This window comes from Streptomyces sp. NPDC047315, assembly GCF_040643215.1.
Classification (GTDB): domain Bacteria; phylum Actinomycetota; class Actinomycetes; order Streptomycetales; family Streptomycetaceae; genus Streptomyces.
Window position 1 is genome coordinate 64,272 of the sequence record NZ_JBEYTZ010000040.1, and the last position, 14,660, is coordinate 78,931.

The window sequence follows — 14,660 nt, forward strand, 5'->3', positions numbered from 1 at the left end:
TGCGCCGCCGCGACCGGACCGCTTTAGCAACGAGTGCACGGAATGTTGGCTTGGAGCGCACGCGAACACTGACCGGAGATGCGCTTTACCGCCCCCGCGCGGACTGTCGAGCATGGAGACGGCCCGGCCGTGGGAACTCGGGGGTGGGACGGTGACGGCGAAGGTGACCCGCGTCCGGGTGGACGGCGTACCCCCGGAGGACCGGTTCGGCCAGTGGACCGCACTGCTGGCCGAGGCGATCATGTCGATGGCGGTCGACAGCGACTACGCCGACCGCTTCACGGGGCAGGTCACCTCGGTGCAGCAGGGCCGGACCGAGGTCATGATGTTCGCCTCCCGGCCGTTGTCGGGCGAGCGGACCCGGACCCACATCCGGCGGGCGGACCCCGAGGCGTACTTCCTCGGCATGGTGCACGGCAGCCCGATCGGTCTGGAGCAGCGACGCAACAACACCCTCCTCCGGGCCGGCGACATGGCGCTGTTCGACACCTGGCACCCGCTCGTCTACGCGTTCCAGGACCAGGGACGACGCAGCAGGCTCACGCTGGTCCGACTGCCCCGGGCCGCGGTGTCCCTCCCGGACCGGGGGACGGACGCGCTGCTGGGCACCCGCCTGGCCACCGGCACCGCGACCGGAGCGCTGCTCACCGCGTACCTCTCCGGGCTGCGCGCGCACGCCCCGCGCGCCGGCGACGAAGAGCTGCTGCGCCTCGGGGCCGTCGGGTTCGACCTCGTCTCCGCCTTCCTGGCCGCCCAGACCGACAGTCTGGCCACGCTGTCGGCGGAGACCCGGCACCAAGTCCTGCTGACCCGCGTCCTGACGCACATCGACCACCACCTCTCCGATCCCGGGCTGGGGCCGGTGAGCATCGCGGCCCGCCACCACATCTCGATCCGGCTCCTGCACCAGTTGTTCCGGTCCCAGCCGAGGTCCGTCGGCGCCACCGTCCGCTGGCGCCGGCTGGAACGCACCAGGGCCGACCTGGGCGACGCACGGCTGCGGCACCTGACCGTCGGGGAGATCGCCCTGCGGCAGGGGTTCCGGCACCCGGCGGACTTCAGCCGCGCCTTCCGCGCCGCCTACGGCATGCCGCCGAGCGAGTACCGGCGCATGACCCTGGCCCCTCCGACGTCGTGAACGTCCGCGGGGGAGCGCGGCTCAGGAAGGCGCCGCGTAACAGCGGACGGTGACCGTCTGGTGCGGGCTCCACTGCTGGTCGACCGTGGCCAGCAGCTCCCAGCCCAGGCGCTCGTACAGGGCTGCCGCCGCGGTGTCGGACGCGACGACGTCAAGCACGGGGTGCAGGCCGCGGCGCCGGGCCTCCGCCGTCGCCCGGTCCATCAGCAGCGCGCCGATCCGACGTCCTCGCGCCTGCGGGGCCACGAACAGCCGGCTGACCACGGCGGTCGCGCTCCGCGCTCCCGTCCGCTCGGACCACAGCGCCGGGGCCACGTCGTCCGCGCCGCCAGGGGCCAGGCTGACGTGCCCGACGACGCGGCCTTCGAGCTCGGCCACCCAGGAGCCCAGCAGGGGGCCGTCGGACAGCCACTCGCCGGGCCGGGCGGGCCAGTTCACCGGGTAGCCGTCGCACCGATGGACCTCGGCGAGGACCCGTACGCACTCGTCGACGTCGCCGTCCACCCGCTGCCGGACGCGGCTGGCACTCCCATTCGCTCCAACTGCTTCAGTCACTTCGGTCACTTCAGTCACTTGGCGCTCAGTCGATGCAGAATTCGTTGCCCTCGACGTCCCGCATCACGATGCAGGAGTCGGTGCCGTCGTACAGGAGCCGGTCCCGCACCGCGCCGAGCGGAAGCAGGCGCGCGCACTCGGCTTCGAGCACGGCGAGGCGCTCCTCGCCCACGAGGCCGGTGCCGACGCGCACGTCGAGGTGGAGCCGGTTCTTGGCGGTCTTCCCTTCGGGGACGCGCTGGAAGAACAGCCGCGGGCCCGCTCCCGAAGGGTCGACGCAGGCGTACCAGAAGCCGTCGTCCGCGGGGAAGTGGGACCGGTTGAATTCGTGCCACGAGGAGAACCCGGTGGGCACCGGCGCCACCTCGTACCCCAGCACCTCGCACCAGAAGCGGGCGACGCGCTCCGGGTCCGCGCAGTCGAAGGTGACTTGGAACTGCCTGATCGATGACATCGGCGCACCTTAACAGCGGCGGGCCGGTCGCCCACCTCCATTTTTCGGGACGCCCTTCAGTTCGGCAGGACCGGTATCAGCGCCGCCACCCCCAGGCAGAGCAGACCCAGCACCGAGACCCGTAGGGAGTGGGCGACCAGGCGGTGCTTGCGCCAGGCGATGCGGGACATGGTGACCAGCTGCTCGCTCAGGGACTCCAGCGCGTCCGCGTCCCGCAGCGCCGCCGGCAACTCGCGGGCGTCCCAGTGCCGGAGGGCGCCGAAGTACAGGAGTTCGCCGGGCGGCACCGGCGCCGCCAGCCGGGGGAGCACCGCCGAGAGGGCGAACAGCGAGGCCAGCATGAGGAGTACGGCGCCGACGTACAGCAACCCCTTTGACAGCGCGGTCTCGTGGGGCGGCGGACTGCCGAGACGGGCGACGGCCACGGCTGCCAGGGCCAGTTCCGCGCTGAGCGCGATGGACGCCTTCGCGTCGCCGCGGGCGGTGACCTCGGCCACCGAGGCGTGGACGTGCCACGCCGTCGCCAGCGCCCTGTCCAGGGCCGACTCGCCCGCCACGGACGAAGGCGCGGGCGGGGACGTGGGCGGGGGCGCGGACGAGGTCGTGGGCGGGGACGTGGGCGGAGGCGCGGACGAGGTCGTGGGCGGGGGTGTGGAAGGGAGGGTGGACGGGGATGTGGACGAAGACGGGGGCGTGGAACGTCGCTGGTCGTTCGTGAGCATCTGAATTCCCCTCGGGCGCAATTCGGTGCACGGCGCGACTGTTCTTCGTGTGCGTTCCTTTGTGCGCCAATGCGACGGGGTTTTGTAGGTCAACTGCCGCACAAAGACTGTGATCTCGCTCTACAGTGAGGACCTTTCAGGGGGAAGTCAGGGAAGTCGGGGAAGCCAGGGAAGTCCATGTTTGACGGATTCACACCGGAACACCTGGCCCTGTTACGCGGCGCCGGAGTCCCCGCGGCCTGGCCGCGCGGCGGGGCCCTGATGAGACAGGGCGAGCCCGCCGACCGCGCCGTACTGATCGAGACGGGCGTGGTGAAGATCGTCTCGGAGTCCGCCAACGGCTACGTCAGCCTGCTGGCCCTGCGCGGCGTCCACGACCTGGTGGGCGAGTTCGGCTGCCTCGACGACACCGTCCGCTCCGCGTCGGTCGTCGCCATGCGGCCCGTGCACGGCTTCGTCATCTCCGCGCCCCGGTTCTGCGCGCTCATGGAGGAGAACGGCTCCCTCGCCCTCGCCATCCTGCGCAGCGTCATCAGCCGGCTCAGACACGCGGACGACCAGCGCGCGGCCCTCGGATCGAGCACCGCGGTGGTGCGGGTGGCGCAGGTGTTGCTGGAGCTGTCCGAACGGCACGGGACCCCGGCGCCGCGCTGGGCGCCGCACGCCCGACACCTCAAGCTCACCCAACAGGAACTCGCCTCCGCCGCCGGCACGTCGCGGGAGTCCGTGGTGCGCACCCTGCGCGAGCTCCACCAGCACGAACTGGTCGAGACGGCGCGCGGCGCGATCGTCGTGCTGGACCCGGCGGGCCTCGAATGGTGGGAGCCGGAAGGGGATTGAGCGATTTTCTGCCGCATCTGAGGCAGAAGGAGTCGCGCGGTCGACGGTATCCATGAGGCACGGCAGTCGTCGCCGGCCAATTCGGGGGCGCCGCGACGACTGCCGCTCAGCGAGAAGGGAACAGGACGACGAACATGGGTGCCCGACCCCTCCACTATTCGATCATGGTGCTGGACCTGGAGCGTTTCGGCAGCCGTACGAATCCGGAACAGGAACGGGCGCGCGGTGCCCTGTATTCCGTCGTCGAGGAGGCTCTGAAGGACGCGGACGTCATGCCGCAGGACGTCGCCGGCGTGGGCGACCGCGGCGACGGCGGGTTCTGGCTGTTCTCGTCGAACGTCTCCAAGGTCGACCTCACCGGTGACGTGGTGGATCGGCTCCAGGCCCGGCTGCGTGCGCACGCAGCCGGGCCCGGCGCGCCGCCGCTACGGCTGCGCCTCGCGCTGCACGCGGGCGAGGTGGCCCGGGACGAACACGGCTGGGTGGGCGCGGACCTGAACACCGCCTGCCGGCTCGTGGACCTGGACGACCTGCGGCGCGCGCTGGCCGCCGCCGACCGGTCGGCGCTGGCCGTCGCGGTGTCGGGGGCGTGGCACGACGCGGTGGTGCGGCACGGGTACCCGGGGCTTGAGTCCTCGGCGTTCCGGCCGGTGCCCTTCCGGGAGAAGGAGGTGGACTCCACGGCGTGGATCCGGGTTCCCGGGTACGACGCACCGCCCGGGCTCGACGCCGTACGCGTACCCGCGCCGGAGGCGGAAGCCGACGGGGCGGCCGAAGCTCAGGCGGACGAGCCCGCGTCCGCATCGTCGGACGGGCAGGCCAGTCGGTTCGCCAACGCGGTCTTCCACCACGTGGGTCGGCTCTACGGCGGGGACCACCACGAGGTCGTCCGGGGCGACGGGACCGGGAGGGCCGACCGGTGATCGTGCACCAGGTGCGGGACCCCGGCGGGAACGACAAACCGAAGGGCCGGGCCGCTGCCAAACCGGCCGCCGGGCAGGGCGGGCAGGCAGGTCAAGCGGGGCCGGCGGGGCCGGCGGGGCAGGCCGGTCGGGAACGGGACCCGAGGGCCCCCGCCGACCGCGGCGAGGCGTCCCCGCCCGAGAAGCCGGTCCGCCCGCCGGCCGTCGGTGGCAACGGCGACAAACCCCGCGACCGCGACAGGGGACGGGACCGCGACCGGGACCGCAGCCCGGACAAGGGCCACGACCGGGACAAGGAACGCGACCGGGACAGGGACCGGGGCCGCGATCGCGAGAAGCCCCCCGACGGCGCCGCCGACGACCCCAACAACCCCAACAACCCCTCCTCGGAACCCGATCCCGCCGACCGGTCAGACCGCGCCGACCGGACCGATCGGTCCGAGCGCTCCCCCGAACAAGAAATGGCCGACTTCCGCCGCGGCCTCGCCGCCATCGCGGCCTCCCCCGGAGCCACCGAAGAACGCCTCGGCGCCGAACGCGAGGCCCGCTCCCTCCTCTCCCGGCTCTCCCGCCTGTCGCGACTGCCCCAAGACGCCCGTACCGACGTCCGCGCGGACCGCGTCTACGGCGGCGACCACATCGAGGTCGTCATCGGCCACGGCGAGCGCGCCGTCCGCGCCCACCAGCTCACCGAGGAGGAGCTGGACCAGTACCGGGCCACGTACGTGCCCCCGCGCGGGACCACCGACGGCGGCCCGTCCGCCGGCCCGGACCCCTGGCGGCTCGTCCTGCTCGCCGGCCGGCAGGGCAGCGGGAAGTACGCCACCGCCTGCCGACGGCTGCTGGACCTCGGCCACCGCCGGCTCCACCGCCTGGAGTCCGGCGCCGACCTCACCCGTCTCGACGTCTCCGCGCTGACCAGGGGCGACGGCTACCTCCTGCCCGACCTGCCCGAGTCCGTGGCCCAGCGCACCCTGTCCGCGTTCGAACTCCAACGCGTGGCACGCGCCCTGGCCGCGCACGACTGCCGGCTGGTGGTGACCCTGCGCGAGGAGGCCGTCCCCGCGGACCCGGACCTCGCCGCGTACGTGCAGTGGGCCGAAGCGCCCCCGGACCCCTGGGACGTCTTCGTCGCACACCTGCACTGGCGGCTGGGGCCCGCCCGCGCCGACCGCGCACGGGAGCTGCTGGCCAGCACGGAGGTGCGGGAGTTGGTCAACAAACAGGCCACCGCCGTGCCCGGGCGCAGCCTCGGCAGCGCCGCCGAAGCCGCCCGCGTGCTGGCCGCCACCGACGGGGAGCCGGCGCGCGCCGCGGCGGACGCCGCCGCCCGGCTCGATCCGCGCCAGGGCTTCGAGGAGTGGTTCACCGGCCTGGCCGACCTGCACACCCAGTGCCTCGCGGTCGCCGTCGCCGCCTTCGCGGGGGAGGCGTACGAGACCGCCGACGCCCTCGCCCGCGCCCTCAAGGACCGGCTCCAGCTACCCGAGACCCCGGACCACCCCGACCGGCCGCGCAACCACGTCGTCGGCGCCACCCGCGCCGTACGCCTGCGCCGGCTGCACGCCACCCTGATCGACACCGAAGTCGAGGGCCGGTACGGCGAGACGCCCGCGAAGGCGGTCCACTACGTCGACCGCGACGTGCCGCCCCGGGTGCTCCAGACGGCCTGGGAGGAGTACGACGACATCCGCGCCGCGCTGCCCGGCTGGCTCCAGACCTGCGCGGGCCACGAACTGCCCACGGTGCGCGCCCGTGCCGCCGTCGCCGCCGGGTTCCTCGCCGGGCTCTCCTTCGACACCCTGCGCTCCGGAACGCTGACGCCCTGGGCCGCCAGCTCCTCGCCCCAACTGCGCGAGGCCGCCGCCACCGCGCTGCGCACCGCCGCCGAACACCCCGGGCTCGTCGTGCCCGTGCGCGACCTGGTGCGGGCGTGGGCGGCGGAGCCCGTCGGCTCCCCGTACCGCGCCTCCGCGGCCCGCGGCTTCTCCGCGCTGCTGCGCGAGGAGGACCGCAGCGGCGGCGAGGCCGTCGCCCTGCTGCACGAACTCGCCGGGGAGCCCACCGCGGCCGTGGTGGAGGCGATCTGCGTCAGCCTCGCCGAGTACCTCTCCCTCGGCGGCTCCCGCCACGAGCGCAACGCGCTGGCCCTGCTGCGGCACTGGATCGCGCTGCGCGACCCGGACCGGCGCACCGCGGGCGAGCTGGCGTTCCTCTTCGCCGCCGCCGACCTGCGGCAGGAGATGCCGGCGGGCCGCGGCAGGCCGCGGGGCCGCAGGTGGCCCCGGCTGCTGGCCATCGCGGCGGCCGACCCCGTCCGACAGCGGGACGTAGCCCGGCTGTGGGAGTCGGTGTTGCTGTCGCCCGAGCCGCAGGCGGCTGCCGCCGCGGTGCTGCGGGAGTGGGCCCGCGCGGTGAACGACGACCCCCTCGGCCGGCGGTCGCTGGCACGGCTGCTGCGGGCCGCGGCGTCCTCGCCGCGCGCCGACCGCGTCATCCGCCACCACGTGCGCGGCTGGCACCACGAGGACGACAAGGCCGCCCTCACCGCCGCACAGGTGGAACACGTCCTGGACCAGGTCACTTTGGCCGACCTCGGAGACAAGGAAGCGCTGTGAGCAGCAAGGAAGCCGGGAAGGCAGCCGGGCAGTCGGCCGGCAGGAAGAACCAAGCGACCCAAGTACTCGTCAACGGACCGCTGGAGGCGCGCTCGGGCGGGCGGAGCGCCGTACCGCGGCCCGGTCTCGCCCAGGTGTACTCGCTCGACAACGGCGACGCGGTCGTCCTGGACCGTCGGCCGTCCCTGTGGGAGTCGGGGCGCTACCACTACCGCTACGAGGTCGACGTCACCGACCAGACCAGCCTGTGGAGCGAGCAACTGCCCAGCGGGACGGCCGGCTTCGACTTCACCGTCGACCTCTCCGCCGTGTGGCGGGTGACCGCGCCGCAGGAGGTCGTACGGCGCGGCATCGTCAGCGTCGAGGACGCCGCCCGGCTGGTGCGCGGGGCGGTCACCGCCCTGGCGCGGGCCCGGGTCAAGCAGTTCGACCTGGAGGACTTCTCCGCGGCGGAGGAGGCCGCCGGCCACGTGCTGCGCACCCAGGCGCCCAGGCTCGGCAGCGGCATCACCGTCCTGGGGTGCGGCGTGCACGTCGCACCCGGCGCGCAGGAGACGGAGGCCATCCGCGGGCGCCGGGAGGACGCCTGGCGGCACGACCGGGACGTGCGCGAGGTCGGGCACGAGCGGCGGGTGACGGAGCTGCGGGCGGAGGCGCTACGGGCGGCGGCCCGCGGCGACGGCGGCCTGATGCTGCACCTGATCGCCCAGGACCCCTCGCAACTGCGGGACATCCTGCGGGAGATGGCGGAGCGCGAGGACATCTCGCTGGAACACCGGGTGCGCACCATCCAGGCGTGCGTCGACAACGGCGTGCTGCTGCCGGCGGAGGGGTCCGAGTTCCTGTCGCGGCTGTTCGAGCGGCAGTTGTCGCCGGGGGCCGACGCCACCCTGCCCGTACGGGACGGGCGGCTGCCGCTGACCGGGGCGTCCGACGGGCGGACGATCCGCGGGGCCACCGCGCCGCCCCCGCCGCTGCCCTCGCCTTCCTCTCCTTACGCGCAGTCCGCGCCTTCTGCGCCTTCTGCGTCTTCTGCGTCCGCTGCATCCTCTGCGTCTTCCTTGCCGCCCCAGTACCGGGCTTCGGCCCAGGCCCGGCAGATGGACGACGCCGCGGCGGACGACAAGCCGGGGGACGGGCCCGGATCCGGGGGCGACCTCGGGTCCGGGTCCGGGTCCGGACCCGGTGACGGCGTCGTCGGCTGGCGGTCGGTGGCGCGGCCGAGCCGTACGGGGCACGCGGCGGACGCGGCGGACGACGAGGCCGTATGACACACGGATTCAGCGGACGCGGCGGCTTCGACGCCGACCGCGACCAGGCGCCGCGCGCGCAACTCCCGCCGAACGAAGGCGAGGTGCTGCGGGGCGAAGGGCTGAGGGGTGGGAGGCCGCTGGTCCGGTACCCCGTCCCGACGCACGCGGCCGGCCCCGGCCCCGGCCCCGGCCCCGGTTCCGGCCGCGGCCGTGCGCAGCGCTCGGCCCGCCGCCGACGCAACGGACGCAGGATCGGCGTCGCGCTCTTCTGTCTGAGTCTGATCGCCGTGGGGACGGTGCTCTGGCGGGCGCAGGGACTGGTGACCGGCGTCGTCGCCTCGCTCGTCCTGACGTTCGTGTACGTGCTGATCGAGGAGTTCCAGCGCAAGGACGATCCGTCCGACGCGGACCGAGCACCGGGGAGGCCCGCGGAGATGTGGCCGGCGCACGTCGACCCGTACCCCCCGCGCCCGGCGCCGGGCCGGCCGTACCCACAGCACCCGGTGCACGGCGGGCCGCACCACCTCGTGCCCCGGGCGTCCGTCCCCGTATCGCCTCCCGTGTCGCCGCACGCGGCGCAGTCCGAACAGCCGTCCCCGCCGTCCCCGCCGTCTCCGCCCCTGCCCCCGTCCCCGCCGTCGGTCCCGGACCGTCCGGCGCGCGGCCCGGACTGGCCGCGGCCCGAGGTGCGCCTGCCGGAGCCGCTGCCGGCGGCGCCGTCCCCGCCGCGGCTGCACCGCAAGTCGAAGACGTCCGCGCTGCCCTGGCGGCTGCCCGCCGCCCCCGCGCCGCCCGCGATGACCGCGGACGCCGCGACCGTCGGCGACCTGGAAGTGCGGGCAGCGTCCCTGATCGGCCCCGGCCACCGCAGCGACCCCACGCACGCCGGGCCGCGCCAGGACGCGTACCGCCTCGGCCGCGACGGGCGCTCCGCGCATCTGATCGTCGCGGTCGCGGACGGCATGTCCGACAGCGCGCACGCGGACGTGGCCGCGGCCGTCGCCGTGTCGGCCCTGGTCAACACCGTGCGCCAGCGCCTCGACGAGGGCGACGGGCCCCGCACGCTGGACACCGGACAGGTCTTCCTGGAAGCGGCGCAGCAGGTGTACGCAGCGGCCGAGCAGCGCGGCTGGAGCGACGAGGACGTGCGGACGGTCGCCCTCGCAGCGGTCCTGCCCACCCGCCCGGACGCCGACGGCGGGCGGACGCTCTGGCTGGCCCGGGTCGGCGACCCCTCCGGCTGGTACCGGGGCAGCGACCGCTGGAAGCCGCTGTTCGGCGCGAAGAAGGGCGGTTTCGACCACGGGAAGCTGCGGCACTTCCTGCCGCACACGCCCCAGCAGGCCGAGAGCCGCCGCATCGAGGTCGGGCGCGGCGGCGTCCTCGCCCTGACCACCGACGGCGTCGGCGACGCCCTGGCGCAACTCCCGGTCGCGGCCGGCTGGTTCCACCGCCAGTGGGCCCGCCCGGTGACCGCGCACGACCTGCTGCTCCACATCGGCTACGAGGCACAGCAGCGCAACGACGACCGGACGGCGGTCCTGGTGTGGTGGGCGCCGTCGGGGGAGCCGCGATGAGCCGCGGAAGCAACGCGAACGCCAACGAAGGCGCCATCGAGAACGCCAACGAAAACGGCAGCGAAGGCGGCAACGAAGGCGGCAGCGGGAAGGGCAACGCGACGGCCGGCAAGAACGCCAAGAACGGCAAGAGCGGGACCGGTTGGTCGATGAGCCCGTTCGCGCCGGAGACCTCCCGCTCCGGGCTGCGTCTCGCGGACGCCAGCCTCGGCGAGGGCGGCGAGTCCACCGGCGTACGGGAAGTGGTCGGCCACCCCGGCTGGGTCGCCAAGCTGTACAAGGAGCCGCTGGCGCACGACGAGGCCGACACCCTGGCCCGGCTGATCGAGCTGCCGGGCGAGATGACGTGGGCCGACATGCGCCTGGTGGACCGGCACTGCGCGTGGCCCGTCGCCCGCATCACGGACCGCGGCGAGACCGTCGGCGTGATCATGCCCCGGATTCCGGAGCCCTTCTACGTGCGGTTCGCCTACGAGGGCGGTCTGACCGAGCCGAAGGAACTCCTCCTCGACCACCTCGTGCTCCAGGACGCCAAGTTCTCCGCGCTCGGCCTGGAACCGCCGTCCGACGCGCGCCGCCGCTCGACCGCGGCCCGCTTCCTGGCCCTCGGCGCGCTGATGGAGCGGTACGACGTGGTGTACGGCGACTGGTCGTACCGCAACGCCCTGTGGAGCCGGCAGAACGGCGACGTCTTCCTGATCGACCTGGACTCCTGCGGCATCGAGAGCCGCAAGTGGATCAGGTCGCACCACTGGGAGGACCCCCTCTTCCCGCAGGGGGCCCGGCTCACCACCTACACCGACCGGTATCGGCTGGCCGTGCTCACGCTGAGGGTGCTCACCGGAACGCGCGGCGATCCGCGCCGGGCGCTGGAGCGCCTCGCACAGCAGTGGTCCGACGAAGCGGAACTCGTCCTGCTGCTGCGCCGGGCGGTCACCACGGCCCAGCCGAGCGAACGCCCGAGCGTCGCCGGCCTGTTGACGGCGATCGAGGCCCGGTCGCAGACGACGTCGGCCGCCTCGGCCGCCTCGTCCGCGTCCGTACGGGCGCCGGCGCCCGCCGGGAAGGCCGCGACCGAGGGCGCGAACATCAGCGGCTGGCGCGATGTGCAGCCGCCGCCGCGCCCGGGCCGCACGCGACGTCCGGTCGGAGTCCGCCCGCCCGGCAGCGCCGGACCCACGCGTCCGAATCCCGTACGGACCCAGGCGACGACCCCCACCACCCGCACGGGCGGCACGAACGGAACGGCGAACGGAACCACGCCCGCAACGACGACCGGGAGCACGCCCGGAACGGGAACGGGAACCGGAGCTGCCCCGCCCGCCCCGCCGCCCTACCTCGGCTGCGCGATCGTCTTCTGGATCGTGGGGCTGGTCGCCTTCGTCGTCGGCGTGCTCGCCGCCGTCCGCTGACCGTCACCCACCACCGCGCCACCCAGAGGGAACCAACCATGAACACCCCGCTCAGCAACCCGCTCGACGAGACGCCGCAGTACACCGAGTCCGGGCTCCCGGTCTACGTGGTGCTGGACACCTCACTGTCGATGAAGGACTTCGAGCCGCTGCTCAACGACACCCTGGAGTCCATCCACCAGACGATCGTGACCTCCCCGCAGGTGCAGGAGTTCGTGCACCTGTCCGTGCTGTCGTTCAACAGCCGGGCGCACGTGGTCACCGCCATGACCGAGATCGACGACGTCCAGCGGCTGCCCGTGGTCACCTGCTCGGGCCGCACCAACTTCGGCCCCATGATCCGGCTGGTGCGCAGCCGCATCGAGTACGACGTGCCCGCGCTCGGCAGCCGCGGCATCCAGGTGCTGCGCCCGCTGGTCTTCATCCTCACGGACGGCGCCCCCACCGACGAGCAGGACCTGCCCGACGAGAACTGGCACGACGACCTGGACGAACTCCTCGACCCCGGCTGGAAGCCGCACCCGAACGTGATCACGTACGGCTTCGGCAAGGCCAGGGAGTCCGTCCTGCGGCGGCTGTCCACGGTGGCCGCGTTCGTCGCCGACGAGGGCGGGGACAACAGGGAGGCGCTGCGCGCCGCGATGACGAGCCTGCTCAACTCCATGGTGGCCTCGGCCGAGTCGCACTCCCTGGAGGTCCCCACCGAGGTGAAGGGGTACCGCTCGGTCCCCCTCGACGTCATCTTCGACTGACCGGACACGGCCGGGTGGGACTGGGTGCGACTGGGTGCGGCCGGACGCGGCCGGGCACCGTGGCCGCTTTCACGGTGGGGGCGGGTCCGCGAGCACATCGGCGTACAGCCGGAACAGCCGCGGCGACGGTCCCCCGCCCCCGCCCTCCAACAGCACCGCCCAGCACCGGGCGGCGAGTTCCCGCGCCCGGGCGCCGACCCAGGGGCGCGGCAGCAACTCCGGCGGCAGCAGCGGGTCCGGCGTCATCGCACGGGTGAACTCCGCGGCCAGCTCCACGGCCAGCACCAGCCGGTGCGCCCCGTCGGCGCGCTCGGCGCGGCCCAGGCAGTGCTCGGCGAAGTCGGCCAGCCGCTCGTGCCGTTCGGCGATCTCGCCCAGTGGCCACAGCGCGGCGGCCAGCGCCAGGGGCTCGGTCACCTCACCGACCCGTAGGTCGGTGCTGGTGAGGAAGGTGACTCCGGACAGCACGCCGAGGTGGCGGGCGTGCGCCTCGACCAGGTCCCCGACGTCGTTGGCGCACGCGTACAGCCCGCCGTGCACGGGCGCCGCGCCCAGGTGGACGAGGGTGTCGCGCAGGGCGTCCCGCGCGGCGCGCCGGGACTCGGGGACGGCGAAGCCGTAGAGGTGCCAGGTGCCGTCCCACGGCGCGCGCCCGGCGTCCTGGAGATAGGCGTGGCGCACGTACGCGGCGTCCGGGGCGAGCGCGCCGGTCGGATCGGCGACCGCCCGCAGCACCGCCTTGCGCCCCCGCCCGTCCTGGGCGAACCGCCCTTCGTCGACCAGCCGCCGCACGCACAGCCGCACCTGCTGGTCGCTCATGCCCATCAGGGCGGCGACGGCGTACAGCTCGCCGGCGTCCACGGTGCCGTCCTCCCGTACGAGGGCGTGCACCAGCAGCCGGGTTGGGACCTCCGGCCGGTGGCCGGCCGGGGGCGCGTCGTCTCGGTCTTGCGCGGAGGTGCTGGTCATCGCGTGCAGCATAGCCGAGTTGCGCTATCGCATCGTTTACGTTCATTCTCTATACGAGCGTTTTTGAAATGAATGAAACGAGTGGGGGGGGCGGCCGTGCTCGATCTCAGCGCGACAGGCAGGCAGGGTGATGCGAGGGGCGCGGGAGGTGAGGGAGATGCGGGAGGCGCAGGAGGCGCGGGCGGTCGACTGGTCGCGGTTGACGTGCTGCGCGGCTTCGCCCTCTTCGGCATCCTCGTGGTGAACATCGGCTACCTGGCCTCCGCGTACCACGGCACCGGGGCGGAGCAGCCGGGCGCCGACGGCCCGTTGGATGTCACGGTCTCCGCGCTGACCTCGGTGTTCTTCGAGGCCAAGTTCTTCCTGCTGTTCTCTTTCCTCTTCGGCTACAGCTTTACGCTGCAACTGGCCTCCGCGGAACGCCGCGGCGCCCGGTTCGTCCCGCGCTTCCTGCGCCGCCTCCTCGGCCTCTTCGTCCTGGGCGCCCTGCACGCGGTGCTGCTGTTCCCCGGCGACATCCTCACGACGTACGCGGTTCTCGGACTGGTCCTGCTGGCCCTGCACCGCATCCGGCCGCGGGCCGCGGTGTGGACCGGCGTGACGCTGCTCGCGGTCACCTCGGTCGGGTACCTGCTGCTGGCCGCGGCGGCTGCGGCGACGGGCTCCGGCGGCACGGACCGGGCGGCGGCAGCCGCCGACGCGGCGCGCGCCACCGAGGCGCTGCGCGGCGACGCCGCCTCCGTCATCGGCGCGCACCTGGACCAACTGCCCGACGTCGCCTTTCTGTTGGCCTTCTTCCAGGCGCCCGCCGCGCTGGCCGCGTTCCTCTTCGGCCTCGCCGCCGGCCGCCACCGGGCCATCGGCCGCCTCGACGGCCACGCGCCGGTGCTGCGGCGGCTCCAGTGGGCCGGCTTCACCGTCGGCCTGGCGGGCGCGGTGGCCTACGCGTACGCCAGCACCACCAGCACGACGGACGCCGGCCAGCTGCTCGCGCTCGGCATCGACGTGCTGACCGCGCCGCTGCTCGCCGCGGCGTACGCGGCGACGGTGCTGCGCGCGGCCACCGGCCGGCACGCGGAACGACTGGCCGCGGTCCTGGCGCCGGCCGGCCGGATGGCGCTGAGCGCGTACCTGTCCCAATCGCTGTTCTGCGCCCTGCTCTTCACGGGTTACGGCGCCGCGCTCTCCGGCCGCGTCCCGCCGTCGGCCGTCGCCGCGATCGCGCTCGTGCTGTTCGCCGCGCAGGCCGCCGCCTGCCGCTGGTGGCTCGACCGCCATCCGTACGGCCCCGCCGAATGGACGCTCCGCACCTGGACCAACCTCTCCCGCCCGCGTTGGCACGGCGCCGCGCCCTAGGTGTATTGCCCTGGGAGGTTGTGGACGGGTGACGCAGGTCTCGGCCGATGTGTCTTGAACGGGTGAGGGCCTTCCGGGTTCGGTGTGGATT

Annotated in this window: 13 protein-coding genes; 9 read left to right on the forward strand and 4 right to left on the reverse strand. The window is 74.0% G+C overall.

Annotated features, from left to right (window positions below; genetic code table 11):
- Positions 1-112: 112 nt before the first annotated feature.
- A complete protein-coding gene (locus ABZ842_RS33500) occupies positions 113-1,138 on the forward strand; it encodes a helix-turn-helix domain-containing protein (RefSeq protein WP_361545605.1) in 1,026 nt (341 codons plus the stop codon).
- Between the two features lie 21 nt (positions 1,139-1,159).
- Here ABZ842_RS33500 and ABZ842_RS33505 read toward each other — a convergent pair whose 3' ends face one another.
- From ABZ842_RS33505 to ABZ842_RS33515, 3 genes are all read right to left on the reverse strand, one after another.
- Positions 1,160-1,642 carry a GNAT family N-acetyltransferase gene (locus ABZ842_RS33505; RefSeq protein ID WP_361545640.1) on the reverse strand — a complete coding sequence of 161 codons (483 nt, stop codon included), beginning with the start codon at positions 1,640-1,642 and terminating at the stop codon, positions 1,160-1,162.
- 76 nt (positions 1,643-1,718) lie between these two features.
- Entirely contained in the window at positions 1,719-2,147 is a 429-nt protein-coding gene (locus ABZ842_RS33510; RefSeq protein ID WP_361545608.1) for a VOC family protein, read from the reverse strand.
- A gap of 56 nt (positions 2,148-2,203) precedes the next feature.
- A complete protein-coding gene (locus ABZ842_RS33515) occupies positions 2,204-2,704 on the reverse strand; it encodes a Pycsar system effector family protein (RefSeq protein ID WP_361545611.1) in 501 nt (166 codons plus the stop codon).
- A 342-nt stretch (positions 2,705-3,046) separates the two neighbouring features.
- On the opposite strand from ABZ842_RS33515, the gene ABZ842_RS33520 reads away from it, so the two are divergent.
- The 7 genes from ABZ842_RS33520 to ABZ842_RS33550 all read left to right on the forward strand — a co-directional run bounded on the left by ABZ842_RS33520 (position 3,047) and on the right by ABZ842_RS33550 (position 12,244).
- A complete protein-coding gene (locus ABZ842_RS33520; protein WP_361545614.1) occupies positions 3,047-3,709 on the forward strand; it encodes a Crp/Fnr family transcriptional regulator in 663 nt (220 codons plus the stop codon).
- Positions 3,710-3,843: 134 nt separating this feature from the next.
- A complete protein-coding gene (locus tag ABZ842_RS33525; RefSeq protein ID WP_361545617.1) occupies positions 3,844-4,632 on the forward strand; it encodes a hypothetical protein in 789 nt (262 codons plus the stop codon).
- Positions 4,629-7,250, forward strand: a complete 2,622-nt coding sequence (locus ABZ842_RS33530) for a hypothetical protein (protein ID WP_361545620.1) — start codon at positions 4,629-4,631, stop codon at positions 7,248-7,250. The genes ABZ842_RS33525 and ABZ842_RS33530 overlap by 4 nt, the downstream gene beginning before the upstream one ends.
- Positions 7,247-8,521, forward strand: a complete 1,275-nt coding sequence (locus ABZ842_RS33535) for a hypothetical protein (protein WP_361545623.1) — start codon at positions 7,247-7,249, stop codon at positions 8,519-8,521. Before ABZ842_RS33530 ends, ABZ842_RS33535 begins: the two co-directional genes overlap by 4 nt.
- Positions 8,518-10,080: a protein phosphatase 2C domain-containing protein gene (locus tag ABZ842_RS33540; protein ID WP_361545626.1), complete on the forward strand. Its 1,563-nt coding sequence runs from the start codon at positions 8,518-8,520 to the stop codon at positions 10,078-10,080. Before ABZ842_RS33535 ends, ABZ842_RS33540 begins: the two co-directional genes overlap by 4 nt.
- Complete coding sequence (locus ABZ842_RS33545) at positions 10,077-11,492, forward strand: hypothetical protein (protein WP_361545629.1); 1,416 nt, start codon at positions 10,077-10,079, stop codon at positions 11,490-11,492. Before ABZ842_RS33540 ends, ABZ842_RS33545 begins: the two co-directional genes overlap by 4 nt.
- A 38-nt stretch (positions 11,493-11,530) precedes the next feature.
- The gene (locus tag ABZ842_RS33550; protein ID WP_361545632.1) at positions 11,531-12,244 is read left to right on the forward strand and encodes a hypothetical protein; all 714 of its coding nucleotides are present in this window, start codon (positions 11,531-11,533) and stop codon (positions 12,242-12,244) included.
- 69 nt (positions 12,245-12,313) lie between these two features.
- Here ABZ842_RS33550 and ABZ842_RS33555 read toward each other — a convergent pair whose 3' ends face one another.
- A complete protein-coding gene (locus tag ABZ842_RS33555; RefSeq protein WP_361545635.1) occupies positions 12,314-13,213 on the reverse strand; it encodes a PaaX family transcriptional regulator C-terminal domain-containing protein in 900 nt (299 codons plus the stop codon).
- Positions 13,214-13,417: 204 nt separating this feature from the next.
- On the opposite strand from ABZ842_RS33555, the gene ABZ842_RS33560 reads away from it, so the two are divergent.
- Positions 13,418-14,569, forward strand: a complete 1,152-nt coding sequence (locus tag ABZ842_RS33560) for a DUF418 domain-containing protein (protein ID WP_361545638.1) — start codon at positions 13,418-13,420, stop codon at positions 14,567-14,569.
- Positions 14,570-14,660 lie beyond the last annotated feature (91 nt).

Coding starts and splice junctions, on each gene's coding strand:
- ABZ842_RS33520 (WP_361545614.1), top strand. CDS start 3,047: ATGTTTGACGGATTCACACCGGAACACCTGGCCCTGTTACGCGGCGCC.
- ABZ842_RS33555 (WP_361545635.1), bottom strand. CDS start 13,213: ATGACCAGCACCTCCGCGCAAGACCGAGACGACGCGCCCCCGGCCGGC.
- ABZ842_RS33540 (WP_361545626.1), top strand. CDS start 8,518: ATGACACACGGATTCAGCGGACGCGGCGGCTTCGACGCCGACCGCGAC.
- ABZ842_RS33545 (WP_361545629.1), top strand. CDS start 10,077: ATGAGCCGCGGAAGCAACGCGAACGCCAACGAAGGCGCCATCGAGAAC.
- ABZ842_RS33510 (WP_361545608.1), bottom strand. CDS start 2,147: ATGTCATCGATCAGGCAGTTCCAAGTCACCTTCGACTGCGCGGACCCG.
- ABZ842_RS33525 (WP_361545617.1), top strand. CDS start 3,844: ATGGGTGCCCGACCCCTCCACTATTCGATCATGGTGCTGGACCTGGAG.
- ABZ842_RS33500 (WP_361545605.1), top strand. CDS start 113: ATGGAGACGGCCCGGCCGTGGGAACTCGGGGGTGGGACGGTGACGGCG.
- ABZ842_RS33550 (WP_361545632.1), top strand. CDS start 11,531: ATGAACACCCCGCTCAGCAACCCGCTCGACGAGACGCCGCAGTACACC.